The 26,193-nt window shown below is 41.2% G+C and carries 32 protein-coding genes; 30 read left to right on the forward strand and 2 right to left on the reverse strand.

Translation table 11 applies throughout. From position 1 onward, the window contains the following. Positions 1–61: 61 nt before the first annotated feature. The 26 genes from rnpA (at position 62) to G7Y32_RS05865 (ending at position 20,340) form a co-directional block, all read left to right on the forward strand. Complete coding sequence (gene rnpA, locus G7Y32_RS05740; protein WP_165211874.1) at positions 62–397, forward strand: ribonuclease P protein component; 336 nt, start codon at positions 62–64, stop codon at positions 395–397. A gap of 59 nt (positions 398–456) precedes the next feature. Then, positions 457–1,260, forward strand: coding sequence for a YidC/Oxa1 family membrane protein insertase (locus tag G7Y32_RS05745; protein ID WP_165211877.1), 804 nt, complete (start codon positions 457–459; stop codon positions 1,258–1,260). Between the two features lie 51 nt (positions 1,261–1,311). After that, the gene (gene jag, locus G7Y32_RS05750) at positions 1,312–2,457 is read left to right on the forward strand and encodes an RNA-binding cell elongation regulator Jag/EloR (RefSeq protein ID WP_165211880.1); all 1,146 of its coding nucleotides are present in this window, start codon (positions 1,312–1,314) and stop codon (positions 2,455–2,457) included. Between the two features lie 784 nt (positions 2,458–3,241). After that, complete coding sequence (locus tag G7Y32_RS05755; protein ID WP_165211883.1) at positions 3,242–4,093, forward strand: ABC transporter ATP-binding protein; 852 nt, start codon at positions 3,242–3,244, stop codon at positions 4,091–4,093. 14 nt (positions 4,094–4,107) lie between these two features. Then, positions 4,108–4,956, forward strand: coding sequence for an ABC transporter permease (locus tag G7Y32_RS05760; protein ID WP_165211886.1), 849 nt, complete (start codon positions 4,108–4,110; stop codon positions 4,954–4,956). A 44-nt stretch (positions 4,957–5,000) separates the two neighbouring features. After that, positions 5,001–5,606: a DUF998 domain-containing protein gene (locus tag G7Y32_RS05765; protein WP_165211889.1), complete on the forward strand. Its 606-nt coding sequence runs from the start codon at positions 5,001–5,003 to the stop codon at positions 5,604–5,606. Between the two features lie 58 nt (positions 5,607–5,664). Next, positions 5,665–6,120: a LytTR family DNA-binding domain-containing protein gene (locus tag G7Y32_RS05770; RefSeq protein WP_165211892.1), complete on the forward strand. Its 456-nt coding sequence runs from the start codon at positions 5,665–5,667 to the stop codon at positions 6,118–6,120. 9 nt (positions 6,121–6,129) lie between these two features. Further along, positions 6,130–6,537: a DUF3021 domain-containing protein gene (locus G7Y32_RS05775; RefSeq protein WP_165211895.1), complete on the forward strand. Its 408-nt coding sequence runs from the start codon at positions 6,130–6,132 to the stop codon at positions 6,535–6,537. 101 nt (positions 6,538–6,638) lie between these two features. Further along, a complete protein-coding gene (gene rpmH / locus G7Y32_RS05780) occupies positions 6,639–6,773 on the forward strand; it encodes a 50S ribosomal protein L34 (RefSeq protein ID WP_004228750.1) in 135 nt (44 codons plus the stop codon). Between the two features lie 266 nt (positions 6,774–7,039). Beyond that, positions 7,040–7,162 carry a teichoic acid D-Ala incorporation-associated protein DltX gene (locus G7Y32_RS05785; protein ID WP_165212113.1) on the forward strand — a complete coding sequence of 41 codons (123 nt, stop codon included), beginning with the start codon at positions 7,040–7,042 and terminating at the stop codon, positions 7,160–7,162. Positions 7,163–7,178: 16 nt separating this feature from the next. Then, positions 7,179–8,717 carry a D-alanine--poly(phosphoribitol) ligase subunit DltA gene (dltA, locus tag G7Y32_RS05790; protein WP_165211898.1) on the forward strand — a complete coding sequence of 513 codons (1,539 nt, stop codon included), beginning with the start codon at positions 7,179–7,181 and terminating at the stop codon, positions 8,715–8,717. After that, the gene (dltB, locus tag G7Y32_RS05795) at positions 8,714–9,976 is read left to right on the forward strand and encodes a D-alanyl-lipoteichoic acid biosynthesis protein DltB (RefSeq protein ID WP_165211901.1); all 1,263 of its coding nucleotides are present in this window, start codon (positions 8,714–8,716) and stop codon (positions 9,974–9,976) included. The genes dltA and dltB overlap by 4 nt, the downstream gene beginning before the upstream one ends. A gap of 12 nt (positions 9,977–9,988) precedes the next feature. Beyond that, positions 9,989–10,228: a D-alanine--poly(phosphoribitol) ligase subunit DltC gene (gene dltC / locus G7Y32_RS05800; protein ID WP_165211904.1), complete on the forward strand. Its 240-nt coding sequence runs from the start codon at positions 9,989–9,991 to the stop codon at positions 10,226–10,228. Beyond that, the gene (gene dltD / locus G7Y32_RS05805) at positions 10,221–11,492 is read left to right on the forward strand and encodes a D-alanyl-lipoteichoic acid biosynthesis protein DltD (protein WP_165211907.1); all 1,272 of its coding nucleotides are present in this window, start codon (positions 10,221–10,223) and stop codon (positions 11,490–11,492) included. Before dltC ends, dltD begins: the two co-directional genes overlap by 8 nt. 1,158 nt (positions 11,493–12,650) lie before the next feature. Then, positions 12,651–12,938, forward strand: a complete 288-nt coding sequence (gene relB, locus G7Y32_RS05810) for a type II toxin-antitoxin system RelB/ParD family antitoxin (RefSeq protein WP_165211910.1) — start codon at positions 12,651–12,653, stop codon at positions 12,936–12,938. Beyond that, complete coding sequence (locus tag G7Y32_RS05815; protein ID WP_165211913.1) at positions 12,928–13,272, forward strand: type II toxin-antitoxin system RelE/ParE family toxin; 345 nt, start codon at positions 12,928–12,930, stop codon at positions 13,270–13,272. Before relB ends, G7Y32_RS05815 begins: the two co-directional genes overlap by 11 nt. 818 nt (positions 13,273–14,090) lie before the next feature. Further along, positions 14,091–14,603 carry a DUF1307 domain-containing protein gene (locus tag G7Y32_RS05820; RefSeq protein WP_165211916.1) on the forward strand — a complete coding sequence of 171 codons (513 nt, stop codon included), beginning with the start codon at positions 14,091–14,093 and terminating at the stop codon, positions 14,601–14,603. Between the two features lie 69 nt (positions 14,604–14,672). Continuing rightward, positions 14,673–15,446, forward strand: coding sequence for a TatD family hydrolase (locus G7Y32_RS05825; protein ID WP_165211919.1), 774 nt, complete (start codon positions 14,673–14,675; stop codon positions 15,444–15,446). A 17-nt stretch (positions 15,447–15,463) separates the two neighbouring features. Then, positions 15,464–15,913, forward strand: a complete 450-nt coding sequence (locus tag G7Y32_RS05830) for an ASCH domain-containing protein (protein ID WP_165211921.1) — start codon at positions 15,464–15,466, stop codon at positions 15,911–15,913. 42 nt (positions 15,914–15,955) lie between these two features. After that, complete coding sequence (gene rnmV / locus G7Y32_RS05835; RefSeq protein WP_165212115.1) at positions 15,956–16,528, forward strand: ribonuclease M5; 573 nt, start codon at positions 15,956–15,958, stop codon at positions 16,526–16,528. A 17-nt stretch (positions 16,529–16,545) separates the two neighbouring features. Beyond that, on the forward strand, positions 16,546–17,175 hold the full coding sequence (locus G7Y32_RS05840) for an alpha/beta fold hydrolase (RefSeq protein WP_165211923.1): 630 nt from the start codon (positions 16,546–16,548) through the stop codon (positions 17,173–17,175). A gap of 40 nt (positions 17,176–17,215) precedes the next feature. Beyond that, positions 17,216–17,503 (forward strand): YciI family protein, encoded by a 288-nt coding sequence (locus G7Y32_RS05845; RefSeq protein ID WP_165211925.1) that lies wholly within the window; start codon positions 17,216–17,218, stop codon positions 17,501–17,503. Positions 17,504–17,568: 65 nt separating this feature from the next. Next, on the forward strand, positions 17,569–18,468 hold the full coding sequence (locus tag G7Y32_RS05850; RefSeq protein ID WP_165211927.1) for a helix-turn-helix transcriptional regulator: 900 nt from the start codon (positions 17,569–17,571) through the stop codon (positions 18,466–18,468). 60 nt (positions 18,469–18,528) lie between these two features. After that, positions 18,529–19,143, forward strand: coding sequence for a GyrI-like domain-containing protein (locus G7Y32_RS05855; protein ID WP_057489988.1), 615 nt, complete (start codon positions 18,529–18,531; stop codon positions 19,141–19,143). 45 nt (positions 19,144–19,188) lie between these two features. Beyond that, positions 19,189–19,806 carry a DJ-1/PfpI family protein gene (locus G7Y32_RS05860; protein WP_165212117.1) on the forward strand — a complete coding sequence of 206 codons (618 nt, stop codon included), beginning with the start codon at positions 19,189–19,191 and terminating at the stop codon, positions 19,804–19,806. Positions 19,807–19,815: 9 nt separating this feature from the next. Further along, a complete protein-coding gene (locus G7Y32_RS05865; RefSeq protein WP_165211929.1) occupies positions 19,816–20,340 on the forward strand; it encodes a DUF1697 domain-containing protein in 525 nt (174 codons plus the stop codon). Positions 20,341–20,418: 78 nt separating this feature from the next. On the opposite strand, the gene G7Y32_RS05870 is transcribed toward G7Y32_RS05865, so the two are convergent. Both G7Y32_RS05870 and G7Y32_RS05875 read right to left on the reverse strand, forming a co-directional pair. Continuing rightward, on the reverse strand, positions 20,419–20,697 hold the full coding sequence (locus G7Y32_RS05870; protein WP_165211931.1) for a putative quinol monooxygenase: 279 nt from the start codon (positions 20,695–20,697) through the stop codon (positions 20,419–20,421). A 93-nt stretch (positions 20,698–20,790) separates the two neighbouring features. Next, entirely contained in the window at positions 20,791–21,105 is a 315-nt protein-coding gene (locus G7Y32_RS05875; RefSeq protein ID WP_165211933.1) for a winged helix-turn-helix transcriptional regulator, read from the reverse strand. Between the two features lie 106 nt (positions 21,106–21,211). Between G7Y32_RS05875 and G7Y32_RS05880 the strand changes: the two genes are divergently transcribed. From G7Y32_RS05880 to G7Y32_RS05895, 4 genes are all read left to right on the forward strand, one after another. Beyond that, a complete protein-coding gene (locus tag G7Y32_RS05880) occupies positions 21,212–21,826 on the forward strand; it encodes a nitroreductase family protein (RefSeq protein ID WP_165211935.1) in 615 nt (204 codons plus the stop codon). A gap of 82 nt (positions 21,827–21,908) precedes the next feature. Further along, on the forward strand, positions 21,909–22,781 hold the full coding sequence (rsmA, locus tag G7Y32_RS05885) for a 16S rRNA (adenine(1518)-N(6)/adenine(1519)-N(6))-dimethyltransferase RsmA (RefSeq protein ID WP_165211937.1): 873 nt from the start codon (positions 21,909–21,911) through the stop codon (positions 22,779–22,781). Positions 22,782–23,180: 399 nt separating this feature from the next. Continuing rightward, positions 23,181–24,545 carry an MmgE/PrpD family protein gene (locus G7Y32_RS05890; protein ID WP_165211939.1) on the forward strand — a complete coding sequence of 455 codons (1,365 nt, stop codon included), beginning with the start codon at positions 23,181–23,183 and terminating at the stop codon, positions 24,543–24,545. Between the two features lie 507 nt (positions 24,546–25,052). Continuing rightward, complete coding sequence (locus tag G7Y32_RS05895) at positions 25,053–26,192, forward strand: 2-methylaconitate cis-trans isomerase PrpF family protein (RefSeq protein WP_165211942.1); 1,140 nt, start codon at positions 25,053–25,055, stop codon at positions 26,190–26,192. Position 26,193: the final 1 nt, after the last annotated feature.

Consider the following 26,193-nt stretch of genomic DNA (forward strand, 5'->3'; position numbering starts at 1 on the left):
TTTTGGCTTTTGGCTCTTTTATGGTATAATAAGGGGTAATTTAGAGTGTTTGGAGACTGCCTTGAAGAAGACCTATCGTGTTAAAAAAAACTTAGATTTTCAAGCTATTTTTAGGCGAGGCAAGAGTGTCGCCAATAGGAAATTTGTCGTTTATAGTTTAGAAAAGTCACAGAAGCATTTTAGAGTTGGCCTGTCGGTCAGTAAAAAGCTTGGCAATGCCGTTATCCGCAATCGGATCAAACGGAAGATGAGACATGTTTTGATGGAATTGGCTCCGCATTTAAGCAACGATGACTTTGTTATTATTGCTCGAAAAGGCGTTGAAGATATGGACTATCAGGCAGTGAGACAGAATTTAAAACATGTTCTCAGTCTAGCTGGTGTCTATCAAGATTGAGTATTGCCTATTGGTGAGCTCCTGATGATTTAATAGATTTGTGTTGAAAGGAATATTTTGTGAAAAAAAAAGTTAAGTTAAGTGGTCTAGTCCTAGCAGCTTTGATTGTCTTGTCTGCCTGTGCTCGTCGCAATCCAGTTAACAGTTCATCGACAGGTTGGGATCAGTTGGTTTACGGTTTTGGTCGTGCTATTCAGTGGCTATCCTTTGGTGGTTCGGTCGGGATTGGGATCATTCTTTTTACCCTAATTGTTCGTTTAGCCCTGATTCCTCTTTATAATCGTCAGATTAAATCTAGCCAAGAAATTCAAGAGCTTCAGCCTGAGCTGAAACGGATTCAGAAAGAATACGCTGACGACCGCAATATGCAGGCCATAAAAACGCAAGAACTCTACAAAGAAAATGGCGTGAACCAATGGGCAGCTTTATTGCCTTTAGTCATCCAATTTCCAGTGATGATGGCTCTTTATCAGGCTTTGATTCGGGTACCTGCCTTGAGTCAAGGAAATTTCCTATTCTGGAATTTAGGTGAAAATGACGGTACCTATATTTTGCCGATTCTGGCAGCTATTTTTACCTATCTGTCTATGTGGCTCAGCAACAAGGCGGCTAAGGAAAAGAATGCCTTTATGACAGCTACTAGCATTATTATGCCTCTCTTTATTTTGTGGATTGGGACTCGCTTCACAAGTGGGATTGCTCTCTACTGGGCAATTGGTAATGCATTTCAGGTAGCTCAGCTTTTGATTTTCCACAATCCCTTTAAGATTATTGCTGAGCGGGAACGTAAGGAGGCACAAGAAAAGGAAAGGGAAGCAAAAATTCGTCGAGCCAAAAAAAGAGCGCGAAAAAAACGTAAGTAGACGCATCAGAAAAAGGCGCAAATTTTCTGTTAGCGAAGGAGTATAGATATTATGGTAGTATTCACAGGTAATACTGTTGAAGAAGCAATTCAGGCAGGTCTTAGTGATTTAGGTATCACTAGAACCAAGGCTTCTATCCGCGTTCTCTCGCGCGGTAAAAAAGGTTTTTTCGGTTTTGGTAAGAAACCAGCCAAAGTTGATGTAGAAGTCATCAGCCGCACGACTGTTTCTCAAGCCGATCAAGAGATCGTTCGGAATTTACCAAAAGCCTTGAGTAAACGGGAAGCCTCCGAGGAAGCTCTCAAACAAGAGGCAGCAGAGTCCCGCAAGGTGACGAGCATTATCAAGTATTTGGAAAATCGTGGGCAAATCGTTAATGATAAAGCCAAATCTGAAATGCTGGATGCTAGACGTTCCATAACTTCTGTTCTTAGCGATTTACTTCCCGATGAAATTGTTGAAGAGTATCGACGTAAGAAGGAAGAACTGGACAAGGAAGGCCTTGATTGGGAAGATGAGCTAGAAGCTGAGGATAGTCAAGCTGCTGATTCAACTGAGCTTTCTCCTGAAAATTCACAGAAGTCGGTTAATCAAAGAGCAGCTGGCCCTGTGGCGGATGACGTGGTTGTCCAAGAGGATTCAGCACAGTCAGTAGCTGAGGATTCAGAACCGGAGCCGCGTCGTTTTACTAACGCTACGAGTGAGTCTAATCAGACTGAAACTAAGGCCGACAAGGATATTGGTGAAGCCGCTGAAGCTGTGACAACCTATCTTGAAAATATTATCTACGAAATGGATGTGGAGGCTGGTTTAACAACTAATCAATCCGGCCGTCAAATCACCATTCAGGTTGAAGCACCGGAGGCTGGACGAGTCATCGGTTACCATGGTAAAGTGCTTAAATCCCTGCAAATTTTAGCTCAAAACTTCTTACATGACCATTATTCTCGTTCCTTCTCAGTGACAGTTAATGTTCATGATTATGTCGAACGTCGCATGGAGACCTTGATTGATTTTGCCCATAAGATTGCTGAGCGTGTTTCAGACAGCGGTCAGGCTTATCATATGGACAGTATGTCCAACGATGAACGTAAGATTATCCATAAAACAATTGCCAAAATTCCTGACGTCGACAGTTATTCAGAGGGACACGACCCTAAGCGCTATGTGGTTGTTGTTCCTAGTCGAGACGATTAAACTAATAGAGAGTGGGACTCAATCAGTAAATCGTGATAAAATCACGATTTGGATTTTCCTCGCTCTCTTATTTTAGGGTTCAGATCTCTGCCACTTTTCTATTTTTAGATGGCAGGTTTTGGCAGTTTATCCCCAGACTGCCAAAGTCCACTGGAGCATTTCAATCCCACCTCCGCACAGTTGATTAGGTTGGCTGCTATCCCTTGCTACGAAAGGGATAAGGACCATCAATCAACCACTGCGTCAATCTAGTAAATCTAGAACAATGTTAACGAGTCTGAACTTTTTATACGTAATCTTCAGAGAACAATACTTTGTGGGTGAGGGCTAAGCTATCATGGCTGTTTGTCCCAGACGCTTAAAAACTAAGAAGCGCCCAGTTACAAAAAACAATCGGCAGTGGTTCGAGGTAAGACTTCTTGGTTTACCCGACAAGCCTTACTCCCCATCACTGTGTCAATCTGGTAAGCTAGAACAATACTAACGAGTCTGGGACAAGAGTCCAGACTCGTTTTGTTATGGCTTCAACCCAGTTAGTTTTTAACGGAGTACCAAACAATAAAACGACCAGTTCGGCTGATGGCTACTAAGGCTTCGAGCTTTTATCTATTGGGAACACCATATCAAGAAGATGATAGGTATTGTAAAATCTAGATAAAAATTCTAATGTTCAGGGTATTTTTTCTCCGCTTACCTATGAATTTTGACCGCTTGGCTAAATTGTGAACACAAACTGTTTTTCCTTTGATAAAATTAGGCCAATGAAAGGAAAGCGGGTGATCAGATGCTCATTGAAACGAAAAATTTAACGAAGGTCTACGGTGAGAAGGCCGTTCTGGAAAACCTCAATATTCAGGTAGATAAGGGACAATTGCTCGCCTATATTGGGACCAATGGGGCTGGGAAATCAACCACGATTAAGATTTTGACAGGGCTTTTGGCAGCCAGTTCAGGTCAGGTCAAATTAGCACCGAATCTCAAGATTGGCATGGTTTTTCAGGAAAGTGTTCTTGATGAGGAATTGAGCGTTCAGGCAAATTTGGAGAGTCGAGCAGGTCTTTATCGCCAAATTGACAAGGCTTGGATTGAAGACTTGATCGAGATGCTTTCGATTGAGGATCTTCTCAAACAGGAATATGGTACTTTGTCAGGTGGTCAACGGCGTCGAGTGGATATCGCTAGAGCTCTTTTGACTAAGCCAGATCTGCTTTTCTTAGACGAACCGACAACGGGTTTGGATCTCCAAAGCCGCAAGGCTATCTGGGATCTGCTGCATCAGCTGAAAAGAGAAGAAGGGTTGACTATCTTTTTGACCACTCACTACTTGGAAGAAGCCGAAAATGCTGATATGGCCTATATTATTGACCATGGTCGTGTTCTGGTCCAAGGCTCTGCTCAAGAACTCAAGGATCGATATGCCAAAAATCGTCTCTTGATTAAGGCCGATCAGGCGGAATTCTCGGGACTAACCTATGAAGAAAAAGCCGATGGTTGGTTGCTGTTTGAAGATTTGACTATGCCACAAGCCTTGGATTTTCTAGTCAATCATCAAAATCATATCCTTGATTTTGATTTTCAAAAAGGAGACATCAATGATGTCTTTATGGCTGTCGCAGGAACAGAATTTAAGAACTAAAAAGGAGCGTACCTATGATTACAATGGCAAAAAGGAACTTACGACTCTATTTTCACAATAAGGTGACCGTTTTTTTCTCCCTCATGGGAGCCTGGATTGCCTTTGGTCTTTATCTCATCTTTTTGCAAAAAAACATGCAGGATGCTTGGTCTGGCACTAGCCACCCTGAGAAAATGCTGGATCAATGGATTATGGGCGGTACCTTGGCAGTAGCTTCTGTGACGACTGTTTGGACTGGTATTACTCGCCTAGTGCGTGATTGGGAAAGTCATAAGTTAGACGATTTTCTTTTGACAGACACGACATTTTTTCAGTTAAATCTCGGTTATGTTATCTCCAGCACGGTTATTGGCGTGATTATGCAGGTTTTGGTCTATTTGCTGATGGCTGTCTATTTTAGCTGGCAGGATAATTTGGATTTTGTTTCTTTGGAGCAAGGATTGAAACTGTTTGCCCTTATGGTTGCTAGCAGTGTGATGAGTGCGGTGATCGGTTTAGCAGTCGTGCAATTTATTAAGACTTCAGAGGTTGTGGAGCGATTGGGGGTGATCATCGGAACAGCCTCAGGTTTTTTGGTCGGCGTTTATGTCCCAATCGGAACTCTGCCAGATTCTGCTCAAACTCTGATGAAATATACCCCTTGGACCTATGTCGCCTCTGCTTATCGTCATATTCTGATTGGTGATCAAGTGGTGAGTTGGCATCGGCCTGGGCTAAGTGTTCAGGAATACTTGGGGATTGGCCTAAAATGGGAGAAACTGACCAGCCTCAGTCAAGAGTTCTTGGTCCTTGGCTTGAGTTTCTTAGCTGGCTTGCTTTTGCTGGGCATGAGTGTTTTTGCAAGAAAAGCTAAAAAAATCTAAGAAGCGATCCTCAGCTAAAAAAGGATTTAAAGGAGATTAAAACTATGCTAACTGATATTTTTGCTGTCCTAGCTATCATCTGTATTCTAGTCTATTATTATTTGTTAACAGTATTGCATATCAAGAACAGAGGAGTCTATCATCCGATTTCTCAGGCAGTCAGTGATTATGGGATTGGCGATCATAAGAATTATTTTCAGCTGGCCGGTCTGTTGTCGGCTTTGCGGAACATTTCCTTAGCTTTAGCCTTAGGATTTTGGACTTATCAATTTGATTTTAAGGAAAAAGCTATTGTTTTACTTTGCCTAGCTTTGCTTGGAACCTTAGGAGTCGCCGTTTTTCCAACAGACATAGAAGGGCAGGAAAGGACATTCGAAGGCCGCTTGCATCTCTTGTTTGCCATTTTTCAATTTACAGCCTTGGCCCTAGTGCTCTTGAATTTTGAAGATGCTTTCCTCCCTTTAAAACACAATTTTTATCAGCTTGCGAATTGTTTAAAAGTTCTGGTTGAATTAGGCCTCTACGGTTTAGTAGCCGCTCTGATTCTTCCTTTTTTGAAAAAATATTTTGGACTTTTTGAAAGAATTTTCCTTTTTTTCGGCAACCTTTACTTTCTTTTGATTTGTTTTGCTATCCTTTCGGTCAATTGATGATTGCATAACTAGCTCTAAAAAGTTAAGATAGAAAGAAAAAAATAGGAGATAGAGCATGCACTATCGCTTTGAGAAAATTAAAGCTTTAGAACCGAATGAGGTTCGAGTTTTGGTTCAAAGTCAGGAAAAATCAAAAGAAGTTCAGGACGTGCTGGATTATCTGTCAAGTTATGGTCGGGAAGATGTGACGGTTCTTCCCATCAAGACTAGTGATCGGATTGAGATGCTTAAAGTTGAAGACCTAATTTATGTAGATGTTGAAGGCAGTCATTTAATTTTGGAAGCGTGCAAGGGTCGCTTTTTGACCAATGATCGTCTCTATAAATTTGCGGAGAGACTGAACAATCCTGACTTTGTGCAGGTGTCTAAGCATGCACTGCTCAATATCAACCATTTAGAGGCTCTGGAAGCCAGCTTTTCAGGAAATATGCTGGCAATTTTGACAGGCCAACGTAAGCTGGATATCAGCCGGCGTTACTTAAGCAATTTAGAAAAACGTTTGGGTTTGTGAGGTGAAGAAATGACGATAGCAATTCGGAAGGGCATCATTTACTTTTTGCTGGGGATTGGTTTTGGCAGCTTGAGTTTCATAGCTACCCTTTGGTTAAATGGGGCAGAGGATCAGACTGTCTTGCAAATCACAAATGTCGTCTGGATTAGTGGGCTGATTGGCCTATTCTCCATGATTTTTGAGTTAGAGAGGCCCTCTTTTGTTTTTAGATTACTTTTACATTTTTGTTTAGTTTACAGTTCAGTTGTCTTGATGAATGGTCTAAATCATTATGGCTGGCACCTTTTATCACTAACACTATTAGCTAATGTTATTCTTACCTATCTATTGATATGGGGAGTCGTTTATTTTATATTGACCCGACGTTTGGAAAAGATTAATCGCAAATTAGCAGAAAAAAGGAGGGAGCAATCTTGACAAGTGCTTAGCCTTAGGATAAAATGAATAAGTATGTTTAGTAACTGATCATAATAATAGCCGGCTAAACGAATACGAAAATCTATGAGGAGGTATTCCAGGTGAAACGTACTTACCAACCAAGTAAGATCCGTCGTCAACGTAAACACGGATTCCGTCATCGTATGGCAACTAAGAACGGCCGTCGTGTTCTTGCAGCACGTCGCCGCAAAGGACGTAAAGTCTTGTCTGCATAATGACATCAAACACAAGATCAGCTCTTACTCGAGGGAGCTGATTTTTTCTTGGCTAAATTCTAGTCTTCTTCCTATTTCAAAAATGAGATTTCAGGAATTTGCTTAACCTGAAAACGGTTACCTATCTCCGTTCTGTAATAATATGGTAAAATAAAGAGACTAAATATTGCAGAGGGAAGACTTAAGACTGATTCTGATTGGAGTTGGTAACTCGGTCTGAGAGGGAGCTTAAATCTGCAAATTCAAAGATGAGAGGGAAAGCAAACATGAAGGCCTATTGGCGATTCTTGTGGCGGACAGCCTTGTATTTTATTATCATTCTGATGTTACTATATTTCTTTAGTTATCTAGGCCGCGGTCAAGGCAACTTTATTTACAACGAATTTTAAGAGAGGTTAGACTACTGTGATTAAAGATATGATTCAGACGATTGAAGCTTTTGCTCAGTCTCAGGCGGACTATCCCGTTTATAATATTCTGGGAGAAGTCCATACTTATGGTGAATTAAAATCTGACTCTGATAGTCTAGCTGCTTACCTTGATACTTTGGCTTTACCTGCTCAATCACCAGTCATGGTTTTTGGTGGTCAAGAGTATGAAATGTTAGCAAGTTTTCTTGCCCTCAGTAAGTCAGGCCATGCCTATATTCCGGTTGATCAGCACTCAGCTTTAGATCGGATTGAAGCCATCTTAGAAGTCGCTAAACCTAGCCTGATCATTTCTATCGGTGCCTTTCCGATGGCTAATGTGACTACGCCGATACTAAGTCTATCGGACGTTAAAGCCGCTTTTGCGACAAAAACAGTCTACCAGTTGACCCATCCTGTTCAAGGAGATGATAACTACTATATTATTTTTACTTCAGGGACGACTGGTAAACCAAAGGGAGTGCAAATCTCACATGACAACCTCTTGAGCTTCACCAACTGGCTAATCAGCGATCCAGAGTTCAGCATTCCTGAGCATCCGCAGATGTTGGCTCAGCCGCCTTATTCCTTTGACTTATCGGTTATGTACTGGGCTCCGACTCTAGCTAAGGGCGGCACCCTCTTTGCCCTCCCTAAGGAAATTATTGTTGATTTTAAGAAACTTTTTGTAACGATCAATGAGCTACCGATTGGGGTTTGGACTTCAACACCATCTTTTGTTGATATGGCCATGCTGTCGGATGATTTTAATAGCCAAACCCTGCCTCAGCTGACTCATTTCTACTTTGATGGGGAAGAATTAACGGTTAAGACGGCTCAGAAATTGCGAGATCGTTTCCCTCAGGCCCGTATTGTCAACGCTTATGGCCCAACCGAAGCAACCGTTGCTTTATCAGCTGTTGCTGTGACCGATGAGATGCTGGCAACCTGCAAGCGCCTGCCAATCGGATATACCAAGGAGGATTCGCCAACCTATGTCATTGATGAAGCGGGCAATCCGCTGCCTAATGGTCAGCAGGGTGAAATTATCGTTTCAGGCCCTGCCGTATCCAAGGGCTATCTCAACAATCCTGAAAAGACATCAGAATCTTTCTTTAGTTATAAGGGTTTGCCAGCCTACCATACAGGAGATTTGGGCAAGATGACTGATGAAGGCCTCTTGCTCTACGGTGGTCGGATGGATTTCCAAATCAAGTTCAACGGTTTCCGTATTGAGTTGGAAGATGTGGCTCAGAGCCTTAATAAGTCTCAGTATGTTGATTCAGCTGTAGCAGTTCCGCGCTACAATAAAGACCACAAGGTGCAAAATCTTCTGGCCTATATCGTTCTCAAAGACGGAGTGGCGGAGCAATTTGACAAGGCCTTGGATATCACTAAGGCCATCAAAGAGGATCTCAAGGATATTATGATGGACTACATGATGCCCTCCAAATTTCTCTATCGTGATGACCTGCCGCTGACCCCTAATGGCAAGATTGATATTAAAGGACTTATGAATGAGGTGAATAAGCGATGATCAGCTTTTTGACCTCTCTGCCTCAGTTGGAGGCTTATGGGAATCCCCAGTATTTTGTCTATATTATTTTGGCGGTTTTGCCGATTTTCATTGGCCTCTTCTTCAAGAAACGTTTCGCTCCCTATGAAGCCTTAGTCAGTCTGGCTTTTATTGTCCTGATGCTGACAGGAAAAGATCTTAATCAGCTGATTTCCCTCTTGTTTTATGTCATCTGGGAAACAGTCTTGGTTTTTTCCTATAAGGTTTATCGCGGGCGAGCCAATAGTTCTGGAGTTTTCTATGTGTGGACTGGCCTGTCGATTTTGCCGCTGGTCTTTGTCAAAGTAGCACCGACTATATCGCATGGTTTTGGCTCCCTCTTTGGTTTTCTAGGGATTTCCTATCTGACCTTTCGAGCGGTCGGCATGATTATTGAGATGCGAGACGGAGTGCTCAAGGAATTTACTCTCTGGCAGTTCCTGCGTTTCTTGCTCTTTATGCCAACTTTTTCAAGTGGCCCAATTGATCGCTTCAAGCGTTTTGATGAGGATTACCAAAATATTCCTGAACGAGATGAGCTGCTCAACATGCTGGAGCAGGCTGTCTATTGGATTATGCTGGGCTTTCTCTACAAGTTTATCATTGCCTATTTGGATGAGACCTACTTACTCAATCCAATGAAGGAAGCTTCCCTTCAAATGGGCGGTATTTTCAACCGTTATACTCTCGGTGTTATGTATGCCTATGGTTTGGACCTCTTTTTTGACTTTGCAGGCTATTCTATGTTTGCTTTAGCAATCTCCAATCTCATGGGAATTAAGAGCCCAATTAATTTTAATAAGCCCTTCATTTCAAGGGATCTAAAGGAATTTTGGAATCGCTGGCACATGAGCTTATCTTTTTGGTTTCGAGATTTCATTTTCATGCGATTGGTTAAGCTCTTAATTCAAAAGAAGGTTTTTGACAATCGCAATGTCACCTCCAGCGTAGCCTATCTCGTTAATATGTTGGTAATGGGCTTCTGGCATGGAGTGACTTGGTACTATATCGCTTACGGTCTTTTCCATGGTGTCGGTCTTGTTATTAATGATGCCTGGTTCCGAAAAAAGAAAAAAATCAATAAGGAAAGAAGGAAGAAGGGGCAGGAGCCTCTGCCTGATAATAAGTGGACGCAAGCTTTAGGGATCTTTATTACTTTCCATGTAGTGATGGTTTCCTTCCTGCTCTTCTCAGGTTTCCTAGATGCCCAGTGGTTTAATAATCCACTGATTAAAAAGTAAAGGGGAATAAAAATGGATATTAAAGCAGAAGTTATTGAAATTATTGACGATCTTTTCATGGAAGATGTGTCTGATATGATGGACGAGGATTTATTCGATGCCGGTGTGCTCGATAGTATGGGGACTGTTGAATTGATTGTTGAATTGGAAAATCATTTCGATATCAGTGTACCTGTTTCAGAATTTGGTCGTGATGACTGGAATACTGCCAATAAGATTGTTCAAGGAGTAACGGAGTTACGCAATGCTTAAACGTTTGTGGCAAATTTTTGGCCCTCTGATCTGTGCCTTTATCTTGGTTATTGCCCTAATTGGTCTTTATCCGACTAATCGGGGACATTCCTTTCAGGCTGAGAAGACTGATGCAGCCGCTTTGACTAAGGTTAGTTTTAAAAGTCGGGCCAAGAAAGTCCGTGCTCTCGGTGACCCTAGACATCGCTTTGTTCCTTTTTTTGGTTCCAGTGAATGGTCACGGATAGATGCCATGCACCCTTCCGTCTTAGCTGATGCCTACGACCGCGGCTATACTCCCTATCTCTTGGGACAAAAAGGTGCGGCATCTCTAACTCAGTACTATGGCATGCAGCAAATTATTCCTCAGATGACCCATAAGCAGGCGGTTTATGTTATTTCTCCCCAATGGTTCGTCAAGGATGGTGCTAATCCGGCAGCCTTTCAAAGCTTCTTTAGCAACGACCAGCTGGTGAGCTTTTTGCAGAATCAAAAAGGAACCCCTTATGATCGCTATGCAGCAAAACGTTTCCTTAGGCTTTATCCAGCGGCCTCTCTGTCTAAGATGGTAGAAAAAGTTGCTAAAGGACAAACATTATCCAAATCCGATCGAGCCCAGCTCAAGCTTAGGGAACAGGTATTGAAAAAGGAAGATAACTTCTATAGTCAATTTGTTGTAAACAGTCTGAACTATGATGAAAAAATTGTCAAGAAGGCTGCTACATTACCGGATGATTTCTCTTACGAGGCTCTGTCAGCCAAAGCTGATAAATTAGCGGCCAAGGCAACGAACAACAACCGCTTTGGGATCTCTAATCATTTCTATAACAATCGGATTAAGGGAAATTACAAGGCCTTGAAAGGGGCCCAGAAGACATTCAACTATACTAAGTCGCCTGAGTTCAATGATTTGCAGTTGGTGCTCCATCAGTTTGCTCAGATGAATACTGACGTGCTTTTTATCATTCCACCGGTTAATAAGAAATGGTCTAATTATACAGGGCTGGATACTAAAATGTATCAGGAGTCTGTTGCTAAAATCAAATATCAACTGCAAAGTCAAGGATTTAATCATATTGCTGACCTTTCTAAGGATGGGGAGCGTCCTTACTTTATGCAGGATACCATTCACTTGGGCTGGAATGGCTGGTTAGCTGTTGACAAGTATGTCAAGCCTTTCTTGACGCAAAAACAGGTTCAACCAGATTATCATATCAGTGACGATTTCCTGACTCAAGACTGGGCTAATTATACAGGTCAGCTTGAGGCTTTCAAAGCTGGCTAAAAAGTAATAAGGGAGTGAAATCATCCCTAAAAATGACAGTTTTGGCTAAGGTGATGACTTGCAAGGGTCTCCCCTAGATCGTTTTTGACACTTGCTTTGCCAGTTTTATTTTCTGATTAAAAAAGTCTCCCAGACCTTTTTAGCCCACCCCCGCACAGTTCTAAAGGTCTGGGGGTGCTTTGGAGGTTGGAAGTAAATGAACGATATTCATCGCATTCGTTTAGATTTTCCGTTTTGGCCTTGTGCCAAAACGGAAAAAGCCAGCAGGGGGCGTAGCTAACAAGTCTTGCTCCTACGGCTGCGTCAATCTAGTAAATGGAGAGCCATACAAGAGAGGCCAATAGAGCTTCTCTTTTTTTATTATCAAATTAAAAAAGAAGGAGAAAATTATGAATAATAAAATCAATGATTTAGAAGAAGTTCTCAATAGAGCACAAGAAAAAGATCGAAATGGGTAAACATTTGAAAAAGAAGAATTTCTAGAAGAAATTTATCAAAAGAACAAGTATATTAAGGCTCTTTTTAGAGTCTGCTCGATTTATCAGAGTCTTAGATAACGAGCTTTTTCAGGAAGGATTAAAAATTGTGACTATGAAAATTAGTCCAGATGAAGCAGTTTGGATCGAAGAGCAATTTTTTCACGCCCCCCTTTCCAAAAGTGGCAAAAACACGCTTTGAAAAAAATAAAAAATTTGATTAATCAAGGAGACAAAAATGGATTTTACATTAAACAAAGTAGAATAGTTGACACTGATAGCAGAAAAGATTTTCCTTGGTAAGGTTGCTAATATATTTGATTTTTACTATCAGGACGGGCACTGGGGGAGGAAGGAAAACTAGCCTATATACTTTATATATAGCTTTTAGATACACAGGGAACAGATTAAGTTCTTAGCATCGCAGGAAATATACGTTTCGCAATGGCGACAGATATAAACGATTCATTATCTTATACTAGGTCTGGATAATGAAGAACAATTTATTTGAATTTCCATATTTATGATTTTGATGATAAGTTTTATCTGACCTAAATGTGCTAATAGGTTCACAAATAATGATATCTTCGTGTTCCCTAGTCATAAAATAATTGCCAGATTAATATAATAGTCGTATAATTACATGTATAGATAGCATGTTTAAAATACAGGAGGTAATGCTATGAGTAAATCAGCATCTTTGAAAAGTGTAGCTTTTAAAATGGATTCAGATACTTTGGATTCCGCAAGTAAAGTCCTAAAAGAGAATGGTTATAGTCTTGCTAAAGGAATGACTCTTTTTCTTAAAAATGTGGCCCTAACAAAATCTGTAGACTTGCCAGATGAAGAAGAACTTGAAAATGAATTTTTGTTCATGCAATTGAAAAATGAAATCAATCAAAGGGTCTCAGATGTTCAATCTGGGGACTATTACACTGATACAGATTTGGTAGAGCGTTATGGATTATAAAATCAGATATGCAAAAGAAGCGATTAGCGAGTTAGATGAAATCTTCAACTTCATCTCAAACGTTAGTGCTTCTGGAGCTAAGAATGTCGTGAATAGAATCCGCTCTAAGGTGAACAACCTAACTTTTATGCCATCTGGATTTGATTTTGATGATAGAATTGGCAGGAAATTGCACGACAAATTTAAGACTGAGGCTCTTATCTCTGATGACTATCTCATTTTATTTGTCGTTGACGAAGAGAATAAGGAAGTGATTATCACCCACTTCATTCCTTCAAGAAGCGACTATATGAGATTGTTAAAAAATAGAACCTCAAACAGACGACTTTCCTAAAAACTAAATTTTTCGAAAAAAAAAATTAATCAATTATAAAAGGCAGTTGAACCATTGTCTTTACTGGATTCCTTTAGAGTTTAACTACCTTTTGTTTTTATTTGAAAACTGGGATATTCAATTTTTAGCCCATTTTTTCATAAAATCGGTATATTTATGCTAAAAATCAGCCTAATTTGCCTTATTTTTTCTTCCGAAAATCTTCTGCTACCTGAGTGGTTTTCTTCGATTAGGAGGGTTTCATTTCTCATAGTACAGCGATCAGTTATAGCTGTTTTTGGTTGGTTTCGCTAATTTCAGCTATCTGCTCATCTTCTTTCTCAATCTGAGAGGTATAGTAGGCTCTTTCTCACTCAAAATCAGCCCTTGGTTGGTATCTCCTCTATGCGACTGCTATTAGCCTCTGTACTCTGTACCTTTTTCGTCAGCTAGAACGGTGCTTATTGGGTAACTGTTTTGCCTTCTTCTTTTGCAAGCCCCACTAGCTTTTCCTTAAGTTCTTTCAATACTCTAATACTGACCTGTAGGCTCATGGCTATCCCCTATTAAATACATACTCACATAATGCTATGTAGATTTATTATAGCGCATGGTACAACAAATTTAGACATGGATTTTTCCTAGAATCGATTTTAAGCCAATTTCCTAAAGAATATAAAGGGAATTAGAGACCTACCTCCTCACCTCTGAAGTGGTAGGCGCTCCTGTCTCTTTTAATTTTTTGTGATTTTTCCTCAAAAGTTTTATGAAAGCGCTTGACAAGTTTTATCGGGATTCCTATAATAGCTTTGAATTAAATAAAGATTGGAGCTCATCCTATGACCTTAAAAAAATTAGCCCTCGGCTTAGTCGCTTTCTTAGCGGCCCTGGTCTTAGTGGCTTGCGGCAGCAAACAAGCGACTGAGAATACTAGTCCTCGCGAGACAGCTGATTTTCAATTAGTAAAGGCGGGACAGATGGATGTCCGGAATCACTATGAGTATAAAGATGATAAAGTGCTGAAAATGACCACCACAACTACCCTGCTTTACGCAGCTATTCAGGTGGATTCTGCTGATGCTGCCAAGCAATATTTAGAAGCGCACGGCGGTAACAAGTGGGACGGTGTTAAGGGAATTAAGCATAAAGTTGACTATCAAGGCGATCGAATGGTTGAAACCACAACAGTGGATTTTTCTAAGGTTGATATCAATGCCAATGCTGACCTCTTGCAAGTTCAGGTACCTGATGGCAAAAGGGTTGATCATATCAGCTTTAAGCAATCCAGTCAGGCTTTGAAAGATCAAGGTTACACCGAGATCAAAGATGGTAAATTCCAAGAACTAAATTAAAGAATACAATAGCAGAGCTCAAATATGATTTGGGCTCTTTTTATCTGGACTTTGTGATAAAATAAAGGCATGAATATATTTGATACCCATACCCATTTAAACGTAGAAAATTTTACAGGAAAAGAAGCAGAAGAGATTGCAGCAGCGCGTGAACTCGGCGTGACGAGGATGAATATCGTTGGTTTTGATGAGCCGACGATTAAGCGGAGCTTAGAGCTGTCTCGTCAGTTTCCTGAACTCTATTCGACTATCGGCTGGCATCCGACTGAGGCTGGTTCTTACACGCAGGAAGTCGAAGATATGATTGTCAGTCACCTGCATGATCCTAAGGTCATTGCCTTGGGTGAAATCGGTCTGGATTACCACTGGATGGAAGATCCCAAGGACGTTCAGATCGAGGTCTTTAAACGCCAAATCCAGCTGTCCAAGGATTATGACCTGCCTTTTGTTGTCCATACTCGTGATGCGCTTGAGGATACCTATGAAGTTATCAAGGAAGCAGGTGTCGGTCCATGTGGTGGCATTATGCATTCCTACTCAGGGTCTCTTGAGATGGCGCAGAAGTTCGTGGATCTAGGCATGTTGATTTCCTTCTCAGGTGTCGTGACCTTTAAAAAAGCACTGGACGTGCAAGAAGCAGCAGCTGGTTTACCGCTTGACAAAATCTTAGTGGAAACCGATGCCCCTTACCTAGCACCTGTGCCTAAACGCGGCCGAGAAAACCGCACGGCCTATACTTGTTATGTCGTTGATAAGATTGCCGAACTACGAGGGCTAACGAGCGAAGAAGTGGCTGAAGCTACGACTGAAAATGCTCTACGTATTTTTGAAATTGACTGCTAGATAAGGAAAAAGACTATATGACTGACACGATCAAGGATTACTGGGCCCGTTGCTGTAAGAAGTTACATTTACCAGAAGATACCAAGTATGAGGCGTGGAGCTTTGGAAATACCAAAGAGATGGCAGATGAGCTAGCAGATTTGGTCAATAGAGGGATAAAAACAGCAACGACCTCATCTTATGAATTATATGAGGCGGGAGAGTATGTTCCACAAGTTGGTGATTATAACATTATCCTCAATGGCTCACAGGAACCAGTCTGTGTCACTCAAACCAAGGTGACCTACCTTATGCCCTATTATTTGATTTCACCTGAGCATGCTTGGCATGAGGGGGAAGGTGATAGGAGTTATTTTTACTGGAAAAAGGTTCATGATGATTTTTTTAATCAGGAATACCAAGCAATAGGAAAAGAATTTTACGAACAAGCACCTATGCTGTGTGAAGTATTTGAAAAGGTTTATTAATTATCCGCTAGTCAGTTTGTGCACATAGCGACAATAAAAATGATGGAAAATAAAATTAAAATACAAGAAGTCCTCGTCGTCGAGGGCAAGAGTGACACGGCCAATCTGCGCCGTTTTTATGAGGTTGATACCTACGAAACCAAGGGTTCTGCCATTACCGATGAGGATCTAGAACGCATCGCTTATCTCAATGAGTTACGAGGTGTTATCGTCTTCACCGACCCTGACTACAATGGGGAACGCATCCGCAAAATCATCATGGAGGCTGTACCGACCGCTAAACATGCCTTTCTTAACCGTGATGAAGCTGTGCCAAAATCAAAAAACAAGGGGCGCTCGCTCGGTGTTGAGCATGCCTCTTTCGAGGACTTGCAAAAAGCTTTGTCTGGGGTACTTGGCAGCTACGATGATGACAATCATTTTGATATTACCCAATCCGATCTCATGCGCCTCGGCCTTCTCATGGGAGCTGACAGTCGTCAGCGCCGTGAGTACCTCGGTGAACAGTTGCGAATAGGTTACACCAACGGTAAGCAACTCCTCAAACGCTTAGAACTATTTGGCGTGACCTTGGCAGAGGTTGAGGAAGTGATGGAGAATTATCAAAAAAATTAAAAATTGGAGGAAGGGAAATGGAGCATGTTTATCTGCACGGTTTAGGCGATTCTCCATCTGTCTGGCGAGATATAGCAACTAAAATTCCTTCAGAAAAATCTTCTATTTTGCCTTTAGGGGATTGGTTTGATAAAGAGCATCCACATTACAGGCAATTGTATGAAGGTTTAGAGAATTACTGTCACGCTACTAGCGAGCCATTGGTTTTGTCTGGACATTCACTAGGAGCTATACTGGCCTTACATTATGCGGCTGCTCATCAGGATAAAGTTTCTGGCTTGATCTTAATTTCTGCTCAGTATAAGACACCCAAATGGCTGATAAAAGTACAAAATTTCATCTTTCATTTCATGCCTGAGCAGACTTTTAAAGGTTTGGGGCTGACAAAAAATCGGGCGATTGAATTTATGAATTCCATGGTAGATGTTAATCTAGAAGAAAAATTGTCGGCAGTCTCTTGTCCGACTTTGGTATTATGTGGAACAAAAGATGTTCCCAATAAGAGGGCTGCCAGAGAGTTAGCCAAGCGTATAAAGGTAGCTCAATTAGAATGGATTGAAGGTGGAGCCCATCAAGTGCTTACTTCTCACTTGGGACAGATTGAAGAGGTTATATCTAAATTTTTAGAGAGCCAAGTTAGGTTGTGAGAGTAATAAAAATAAATTAATCGAAACGGAGGTTATTAGTATGTACATCGTTAGTTTAAACTATGTGAAACCATTAGAAGATGTGGAAAAATATCTGGAAGCCCATGTCGCTTTCTTAGATAAGTATTATGGATCTGGAGATTTTATTGCGTCTGGGCGTAAAAATCCAAGGACAGGAGGGATTATTCTCTGCAATGCTGAAAGTGAAAATGAGCTAAATACTATTCTTGCGGAGGATCCGTTCAATGTCAACGCCATCGCAGAATATGAGGTTACGGAATTTTTCCCAAGCAAATTTGCAGAAGGTTTTGAAAGATTTGTTGAGTGAGAAATATCCTAACTCGATAATCTCTGTCAGGCTTGTGCTGTCCTATTTGTAGGAGCGATTGAATCATGAAGAATAATAGACTGTTTAGAATTCTATACTACGTCCTAGAGAAGGGTAAAGTAACGGCTCATGAATTGGCTGAGAAATATGAAGTCTCCGTCAGGACCATATACCGAGATATCGATGTTATCAGCAGTGCAGGCATTCCGATTTATGCGACTCAAGGCAAGGGTGGTGGCATTGAAATTTCTGATGACTTTGTACTGAGGAAATCACTGCTCTCTGGGAAAGAACAAGAGCAGATTTTAATCGCCCTGAAAGGTCTGGAGGGAACAAGTAAAGAATATGAGAATGAGCTTCTGACAAAACTGTCTGCCCTCTTTAAAATGAAAAACACCAATTGGATAGAGGTTGATTTTGATAGCTGGCAGGGGAATAAAGCCTATGATGAGTTATTTAGAGACATAAAGTCAGCTATTATCAATAAAAATATTGTGAGATTCCGATATTTTTCCAGCAGTAAAGAAGAAACCTATAGAGAAGTCAAACCCGTCAGGCTTTTATTTAAAAGCTGGGATTGGTATGTCTATGGTTTTTGTTTGCTCAGAAATGATTTCCGGTATTTTAAACTGTCTCGTATCAAAGGCTTTGAAACGTGTCGGGATCGCTTTAACGATCAATTCGACAGTATTGTTTTGCCAAGGGAAGTAAAGACTGAAGATACAGTAGCAATCAAAATGAAATTTGATAAAACAGCAGCATTTAGGGTCTACGATGAAATGGCAGAAAATGCTGCAGAAGATAAAGAGGGCAATCTCTATGCTGAGATAGAACTGCCTAATGATGACAACCTTTATCGTTATATTCTTTCATTTGGAGATGCGGTAGAAGTTTTAGAACCAGAGGATGTTCGAAAGCAAATGAGAGAAATGACTCATAAAATGGCCAAAAAATATAGAACCTGACAAATGGTGTCAAGTATCTTCCTGTACAATAGAACTATCAAAATACAGGAGGATTAGATCATGAAATACGAATGGAGAAAACAGGAAAAAGCTCTTTATGGTGTCAAGCAGACACCGGTCGTAGTAGAAGTACCCAAACAGCAGTTTATCCTGATAAAAGGCAAAGGTAATCCCAATGAAGCGGATTTTTCAGATAGGATATCCGCCCTATATGCGCTGGCCTATGCTATCAAGATGCAGTATAAGAAAGATATGAAAGATAGGTCCGATGCTGAAGTGACGGATTTTACCGTCTATCCTTTGGAGGGACTTTGGGAAAATGGTGATGAGTCAGCATTTGATAAAAACAAACTGACCTATACACTGATGATTAAACAACCTGATTTTATAAGGCAGAAGGATTTTACCAAGGCGCTTGAGACTGTTAGAAAGAAAAAGCCTAATGACTTGTATGATGAGATAGGCTTTGAAGAAGTAAAAGATGGCAAAGCTATTCAGATCTTACATATGGGAAGCTACGATGATGAACCCAAGTCTTTTGCATTGATGGAGCAACTTGCCAATGATCTCAACCTTACACGAACAGCCGATTTTCACAGAGAAATCTACCTAAGCAATCGCAACAGAACAGCTGAAGACAAGCAAAAAACTATACTTAGGTACTCCGTGAGGTAAATACATGGAAAAAGTTATTCAATAGGAGTGTGTGAGGCAGGAATGATGAAAACCGTTTATATGTACGTCCAAGATACTATGGCCGATTGGGAACATGGCTATCTAATGCAAGCTCTGAGCCTGCAGACTATGCTGAAAAAGCCCAAAGTTTCTTTTAAGACGGTAGGCAGGACAAAAGCGCCGATTAGGACAGCCAGCGGCATTACTCTAGTGCCCGATTTAAGTCTAGATGATATAGATGTTGCGAGTACAGCAGCTTTGGTGCTCATTGGCGGTGAGACTTGGCTAGATGAGGAGCAAGCAGCTATTTTGAACCTTGCGGCCAAGTTGTTACAGGAGGGGATCTTGGTTGCCGCTATCTGCGGTGCTACCTTGGGGCTGGCTGACCGTAGTGCCTTAAATACACGTTTCCATACGAGCAATGCTCCTTTTTACCCAGAAATGAGTCCTCATTATACTGGGCAGAGAAATTATAAAGACGATGTGGCTGTTTGTGATGGCAATCTTATCACAGCAAGCTCTGCTGGCTCACTCTTGTGGGCAAAACTTATTGTGGAAAAGTTGGGTTTGTATTCTAATAAAACCATCGAAGCTTGGTTTGACTATTTCTCTACGGGAGATGTTGCCGCTTATGCCAGATTGATGGCCTCATTTTCAGAGTAAGGAGACCTGATGGAGAAAATAATCATCCTTTTACGCGGGGTTACACCGACAGGGCAAAATCGCATTCCTAAGATGGCTTATCTTAGAGAGATTTTAGAGACAGTAGGCTTGCAGGCCGTAGAGATCTATATTCAGAGTGGGAATATTGTTTGCGAGACGGATTTAGCCGATAAAGACGTCAAAAACCTCGTTCACGATACCATTTTAGAAAAAATCGGTGCAGATTTATCCGTCATTATCAAAAGTCCTGAGCAACTAATGGCTGCTCAGGAGAATCCTTTTGATGACGGATATGATAGCTCACGTGTTCATCTGGTTTTTACTAATGATACACTGCCTTCGGAGAAAGTCGCCCAGCTCCTAGAGCAAGATTTTGATGATGAATTGTTTGCCGTCGGAAGTGAATGTCTGTATCTTTATCTACCACGTGATGCTGAAAAGAAACGGCTGAATACGAACTTTTTAGAAAAGAAAATGGCGATTAAAGCCACCATGCGTAAGCTTAGTGTCACGAAGCGTTTGAGTCAGCTGTGAAAAAGAATTACAAAGGGAGTGGGAAAGAACCCAAAAATTGAAAGTTTTGGTTCGTATTCCCACTCCCTTTAGAATCATTTAGTCAAACACAGTCACAATTGGTTCAGCTGCTGACCAGTCAGACAATTGGTCGAAAAATTGGGTGAAGACCGGTGTTTGGTTGTGGCTATCGATAGCTTCTTGATTTTCCCACTGTTCAATCATGATAAATTGATTGGGCTTGTCCACAGCTTGATAGAGCTGGTAGCTGCGGTTTCCTTTTTCTTGTCTTGAGGATTCAATCAGTGGTTGAATCGCCTGCAAGAAATCTTGACGATTATCCTCTTTAATAAAGAACGTGGCGTTGATTGTTTTCATAAATGGCCTCCTTGTAATAGATAATACTGGTAACAGTCTATAAATTTATAGACTAAATGTCAATATTTTGTTGCTTTCTAACATAGAGGGCAGCTACATATTATCTTTACTCCAATTGTTGAGCCTGAGTAAGAGCTCCAACAGCTCTTGTCCTTTTGCTGTTAAACGGTACTGAGTGTGAAAAGGTAAGGTTTGTAGGTCTGTTTTGAGCACTAGGCCATCGGCTATTAAATCGTTTAAAGCGCGTGTCAGCATGGTTTTGGTGATCCCCTCTACTTCACGTTTTAACTGATTAAAACGAATGGGCTCATGCTGTGAGATAATCCAAATAATATTGAGTTTCCATTTCCCTGAAATGCTGTCCATTAATCTTGATAATCCACAGTTCCAGTGTGTGTTTGTTTGCATAGAAAGATCTCCTAAGACAGTAGTCACAAAAAAGTGACTACTGTTTTTTCATCATTAGCTTTATTATAATGAAATCGTTAAGAAATACAAAGGAGGATACAAGATTATGGAAAATATTTTAAGCTTTTTGGATGAACGTCGGTCTGTTAGGCATTTTGATTCCCAATCCATCTTGGAAAAAAGTGTGATCGTCGATATACTGAAACATGCCAGTTACGCGCCGTCTGGTAATAATTTTCAGCCTTGGCGCGTTGTAGTTGTTAAAAATAAGGAGAAGCAAAAAGAATTGAGGAAATTATCAGCTAATCAGCCGCAGGTTGAGACAGCCTCCGCAGTGTTTCTCTTATTTGGAGATAAAGAGGCCTACGATTTGGATTGGTGGCAGGAATTTTATATGGAAAAAGGTGCTATTACAAAAGCTGAAGCAGCTGTCCGCTCAGAGCGGATAGATCGGTACTTTGCCCTTCATCCCGAAGATAAGGATGTTGAAGGCTTACGACTGGATGTTGGTCTCTTTGCAATGAACCTTATGCATGTTATCCGTACATTTGGTTATGACAGTGTACCGATGAGGGGTGTGGATTTTGAGGCGGTGAAAGACTTCTTGAATATATCTGCTGAGTGGGAGCCTATTTTGCTGCTTTCTGTGGGGAAAGCTTTAGAATCTGGGCATCCCCATATTAGGAGAAAGGTCGAAGAGTTCTCGATTTTTATTGATTAATTAGCTCAGCTGTTCTATGCCCGTTACCCCTATTTTATTTATGGTAAAATAGGTAGAAAGAATTAAAATAGAAAGTGCCCCTATGAGAATAGCAGACTACTCCGTGACCCGAGCCATTTTGGAGCGTCACGGCTTTACCTTTAAAAAATCCTTCGGTCAGAACTTTTTGACCGATACCAATATTTTACAGAAGATTGTCGATACGGCAGAGGTTGACAAAAATGTTAATGTCATCGAAATTGGGCCCGGTATCGGAGCTTTGACCGAGTTTTTGGCGGAGAAGGCTGCTGAGGTCATGGCTTTTGAAATTGATGACCGTCTCATCCCGATTTTGGCAGATACCCTGCGTGATTTTGACAACGTGCAGGTAGTCAATCAAGATATCCTCAAGGCTGATTTGCAGACCCAAATCAAGCAGTTTAAAAATCCAGACCTGCCTATCAAAGTTGTAGCCAACCTGCCTTACTACATCACCACGCCGATTCTCATGCATTTGATCGAAAGCAAGATTCCTTTTGCAGAGTTTGTGGTCATGATGCAAAAAGAAGTGGCCGACCGTATCGCAGCTGAGCCCAATACCAAGGCTTACGGGTCTCTGTCTATTGCAGTACAGTATTATATGGCGGCTGAGGTAGCCTTTATTGTACCTCGGACGGTCTTTGTACCCGCGCCGAATGTGGATAGCGCTATTTTGAAAATGGTACGCCGTGATCAGCCCTTGGTTGAGGTGCAAAATGAAGATTTTCTTTTCGATGTCGCAAAAGCTAGCTTTGTTCACCGTCGTAAAACCTTGTGGAATAATTTAACCAACCGCTTTGGCAAGTCAGAAAATGTCAAAGAAAAACTGAGGCAGGCTTTAGAAATGGCAGGGCTAAGGCCGAGTGTCCGGGGTGAAGCTTTATCGATTGCTGATTTTGGCCGTTTAGCTGACGCTTTAAAAGAGCAAGGATTTTGATAGGTTAAAAAGAGTAGAAATATGGAAAGATCAGGACTTATCTCGTTGAGGATGATAAGGGGAGCCTATATGGCCTCTTTGAGCTGACTTTTTATCGCGTAATCATTATTTTAACTCCATCTCATCTATTGTAGCCAGATTTATACAAGGTCATCCAGAGTTTTTCAAGCAGGATTATAGGCATATCCATCTCTCTATTATCGTTTTAAAACCGCTAGATTAGCGGTTTTTTTTTAATACTCTAAGCACCTAGTCAGAAGGTGTGTCATTTGAATGATAAACTTATGTCATTGGTTATCGATAATAGGTTTCATCTATTAAAATCATAAAAAACATTAATTTGTGTAATGAATCCGCTTGCAATATAATGGGGGTGAAAAAATTTAAAGGAGATAAAAGATGGAAAATTTAACTGTTGTTGAACAAATGGCTAAATGGGCTGCTACAAAAAATTTTGCTGACCTTTCTCAAGAAGAAGTAGCTGCTTTGAAGGGACGTGTGCTTGATGCTATTGGTTGTGCCATTGGTGCTTTGAATAGCCAGACAATCAAGAATATCCAGCAAATGACGCATGATTTAACTGCTGATGGTTCGGTGACCATGATTGGCGGGGGAAAAACTACACCAGATTATGCAGCCTTGTTTAATGGTGCAGCTATTCGTTATTTAGATTATAACGACTCTTATTTAGCTAAAGGAGAAACCTGCCATCCGTCTGATAATATTTCAGCTATTCTGGCAGCAACAGAGCACAATCATGGGACGGGGAAAGACTTTCTTCTTGGTCTAGCGATTGCTTACCAAATCCAGTGCCGACTTTCTGATGAGGCTCCTGTCAGAAAACATGGTTTTGACCATACTGTTCAGGAAGCTTATGGGGCTGCAGCTGGTGCGGCTAAGGCCTTGGGACTGACACAGACGCAAATTGCAAATGCTATCGCCATCTCAGGAACTAGTTATAATTCTCTGCGGGTCACTCGGACGGGTGCACTGTCGAACTGGAAAGGTTTGGCGGCACCGAATACAGCCCGCGGTGCAATGTCTTCGGCTCTCTTGGCAAAGTATAATATTACAGGTCCACGAGAAGTTTTTGAAGGCAATAAAGGCTTCTATGAAACTATTGCGGGTAAGTTTGAAATCGACTGGGAAAAAGAAGGTTTGGAACGTGTTTTAAAGACAATTATCAAGCGCTACAATGCTGAAATCCACTCCCAGTCTTCAATTGAGGGCTTGATTGAATTTAGAAATAAGGAACACCTTGCTCCAGAAGCTATTAAGGAAATTCGTTTGGATACCTTTGATGTTGCTTTTAATATTATTGGAGGGGGCGAAGAAGGCGATAAGAAACAAATTCGTCTCAAGGAGGAAGCCGACCACTCGCTTCCATACATGCTGTCAGCAGCTTATTTGGATGGTCAGGTCTTGCCAGCCCAGTATGAACAAGATCGGATCCTAAAAGATGATATTCAAAATCTCTTGCAAAAAGTAACCGTTAGGGAAAATCCTGAGTTCAGCAAACGTTTTCCGAATGAGATGGCTATCAGATTGGAAGTAGAAACCAATGATGGTCATGTTTATACGATTGATAAAGATGATTACCAAGGTTTTACTTCCAGACCAGCGACTTGGGAGGTCCTATTGGAAAAATATCATTTGCTGACAGAATCTATTGACCAGACTCTAGCTCAAAAAATTGCAGATACGATTGCTCGGCTTGAAGACATTGACATTAGTGAGTTAACCAATTTATTGGCAAAAATTTGATAAGTCTTGGTTTGGATAACGGAGCATGGGCTTGCGGATTGTGTCAAAAAGATGAGTTCTCCTAGAATCTTTGATGATTCGTCGTCGGACTCCCTATTTTGACTTTATCCGCGGACGCCCTTTGCGACACGACGTTTGGTTGGTCGATTTTACTAACCAAACGAAGTTAGTGGGAGAGGCAGCCAATTCACTCTAGTGATTGGCGTTTGTTATTAAGTGTGAAGCACTTAGGTAACAAGCCTCTGCCATATCTTAATAATCGAACACGGGCTGCGGCTTGTGCAAAAAAGATAGTTTCTTCCTAGACGCAAGCGTCTTCGTCGAACCTCCTATTTTTGCTTTATCCGCGGACGCCCTTTGCGACACGACGTTTGGTTAGTCGATTTTACTAATCAAACGAAGTTAGTAGGAGAGGTAGCCAATTCACTCTAGTGATTGGCGTTTGTTATCAAGTGCGAAGCACTTAGCTAACAAGCCTCTGTTGTATCTTATATGAGGAGGTTAAGAATGCTAGTAGATTTACCAGTGAGTATTTACCGTGGTGGGACTAGCAAAGCAGTTTTTATTGATGAAGCAGTTTTGCCAAGTGACCTCGGCGACAGAGAGAAAATTCTCTTGAAATTGATGGGAAGTCCTGATGCCAGACAAATTGATGGTCTGGGTGGGGCTGTTTCAACGACAAGTAAGGTGGCTATTATTTCTAAAGAGACGGTTAATGACTGGGATGTCAATTATACCTTTGCACAAGTTGCTGTGGATAAGGCCGTTGTCTCTTATTCTGGAAACTGTGGAAATATTTCGTCTGCAGTCGGTATTTATGCCATTGAAAATAATTTGGTTAAAACCAGCTCACCCCAAACCTTGGTCCGAGTTTATAATACAAACACCAAGAAAGTAATCAACGAGTATATCCCAACGCCAGATGGGCGATTGACCTATGAAGGCGATTTTGAGATATCTGGTGTTCCGGGTAAAGGCTTAAAAATTGAGCTGGAATTTCTTGAGCCTGCTGGGGCGTTCAGTGGGCAATTATTCCCAACGGGACAAGCAAAAGATGTCATAACCTTAAGTGATGGGAAAGACATTGACGTTTCCTTAGTTGATGTCGCCAATCCCCTCGTCTATATTCGGGCAGAAGATATTGGCTTAGAGGGAATCGAGACCCCTGAAATGATTGATAGCAAGGATAGTCTCCTGCAGCTTTTGGAAGAAATTCGCGGTAAGGCAGCCGTACTGATGGGAATTATTAAAGACCCTAAAGATAGTGCAGTTCTGACTCCAGGTGTCCCTAAGTTGACAATTATTTCTAAACCAAAAACTTACCTGACTAAAGAAGGAAAAGAAATAAAAGAATCCAATTTTGATATTGCTGTCCGTATGATGAGTATGCAAAAGGCTCATAAATCCATTGCTTTGACAGGTGCCCTATGCACTGGAGCAGCTACTCATCTAAAGGGAACGATACCTTATGAGTTGGTTCAGGATAGAGAGATTGGTGATAAGCTGGAGATTGCCCATAGTAGCGGCAAGATTTCGGTTTCTGTCAAGAGTGAGATTGTTGAAGGAAAAACTGTTATTAGGTCTGTTTCGAGTTATCGGACAGCCAGAAAGATTATGACAGGAACGGCCTTTATTAAGGGGGAATAGT

This window comes from Streptococcus tangpeifui (assembly GCF_011038795.1).
Taxonomy (GTDB): Bacteria; Bacillota; Bacilli; order Lactobacillales; family Streptococcaceae; genus Streptococcus; species Streptococcus tangpeifui.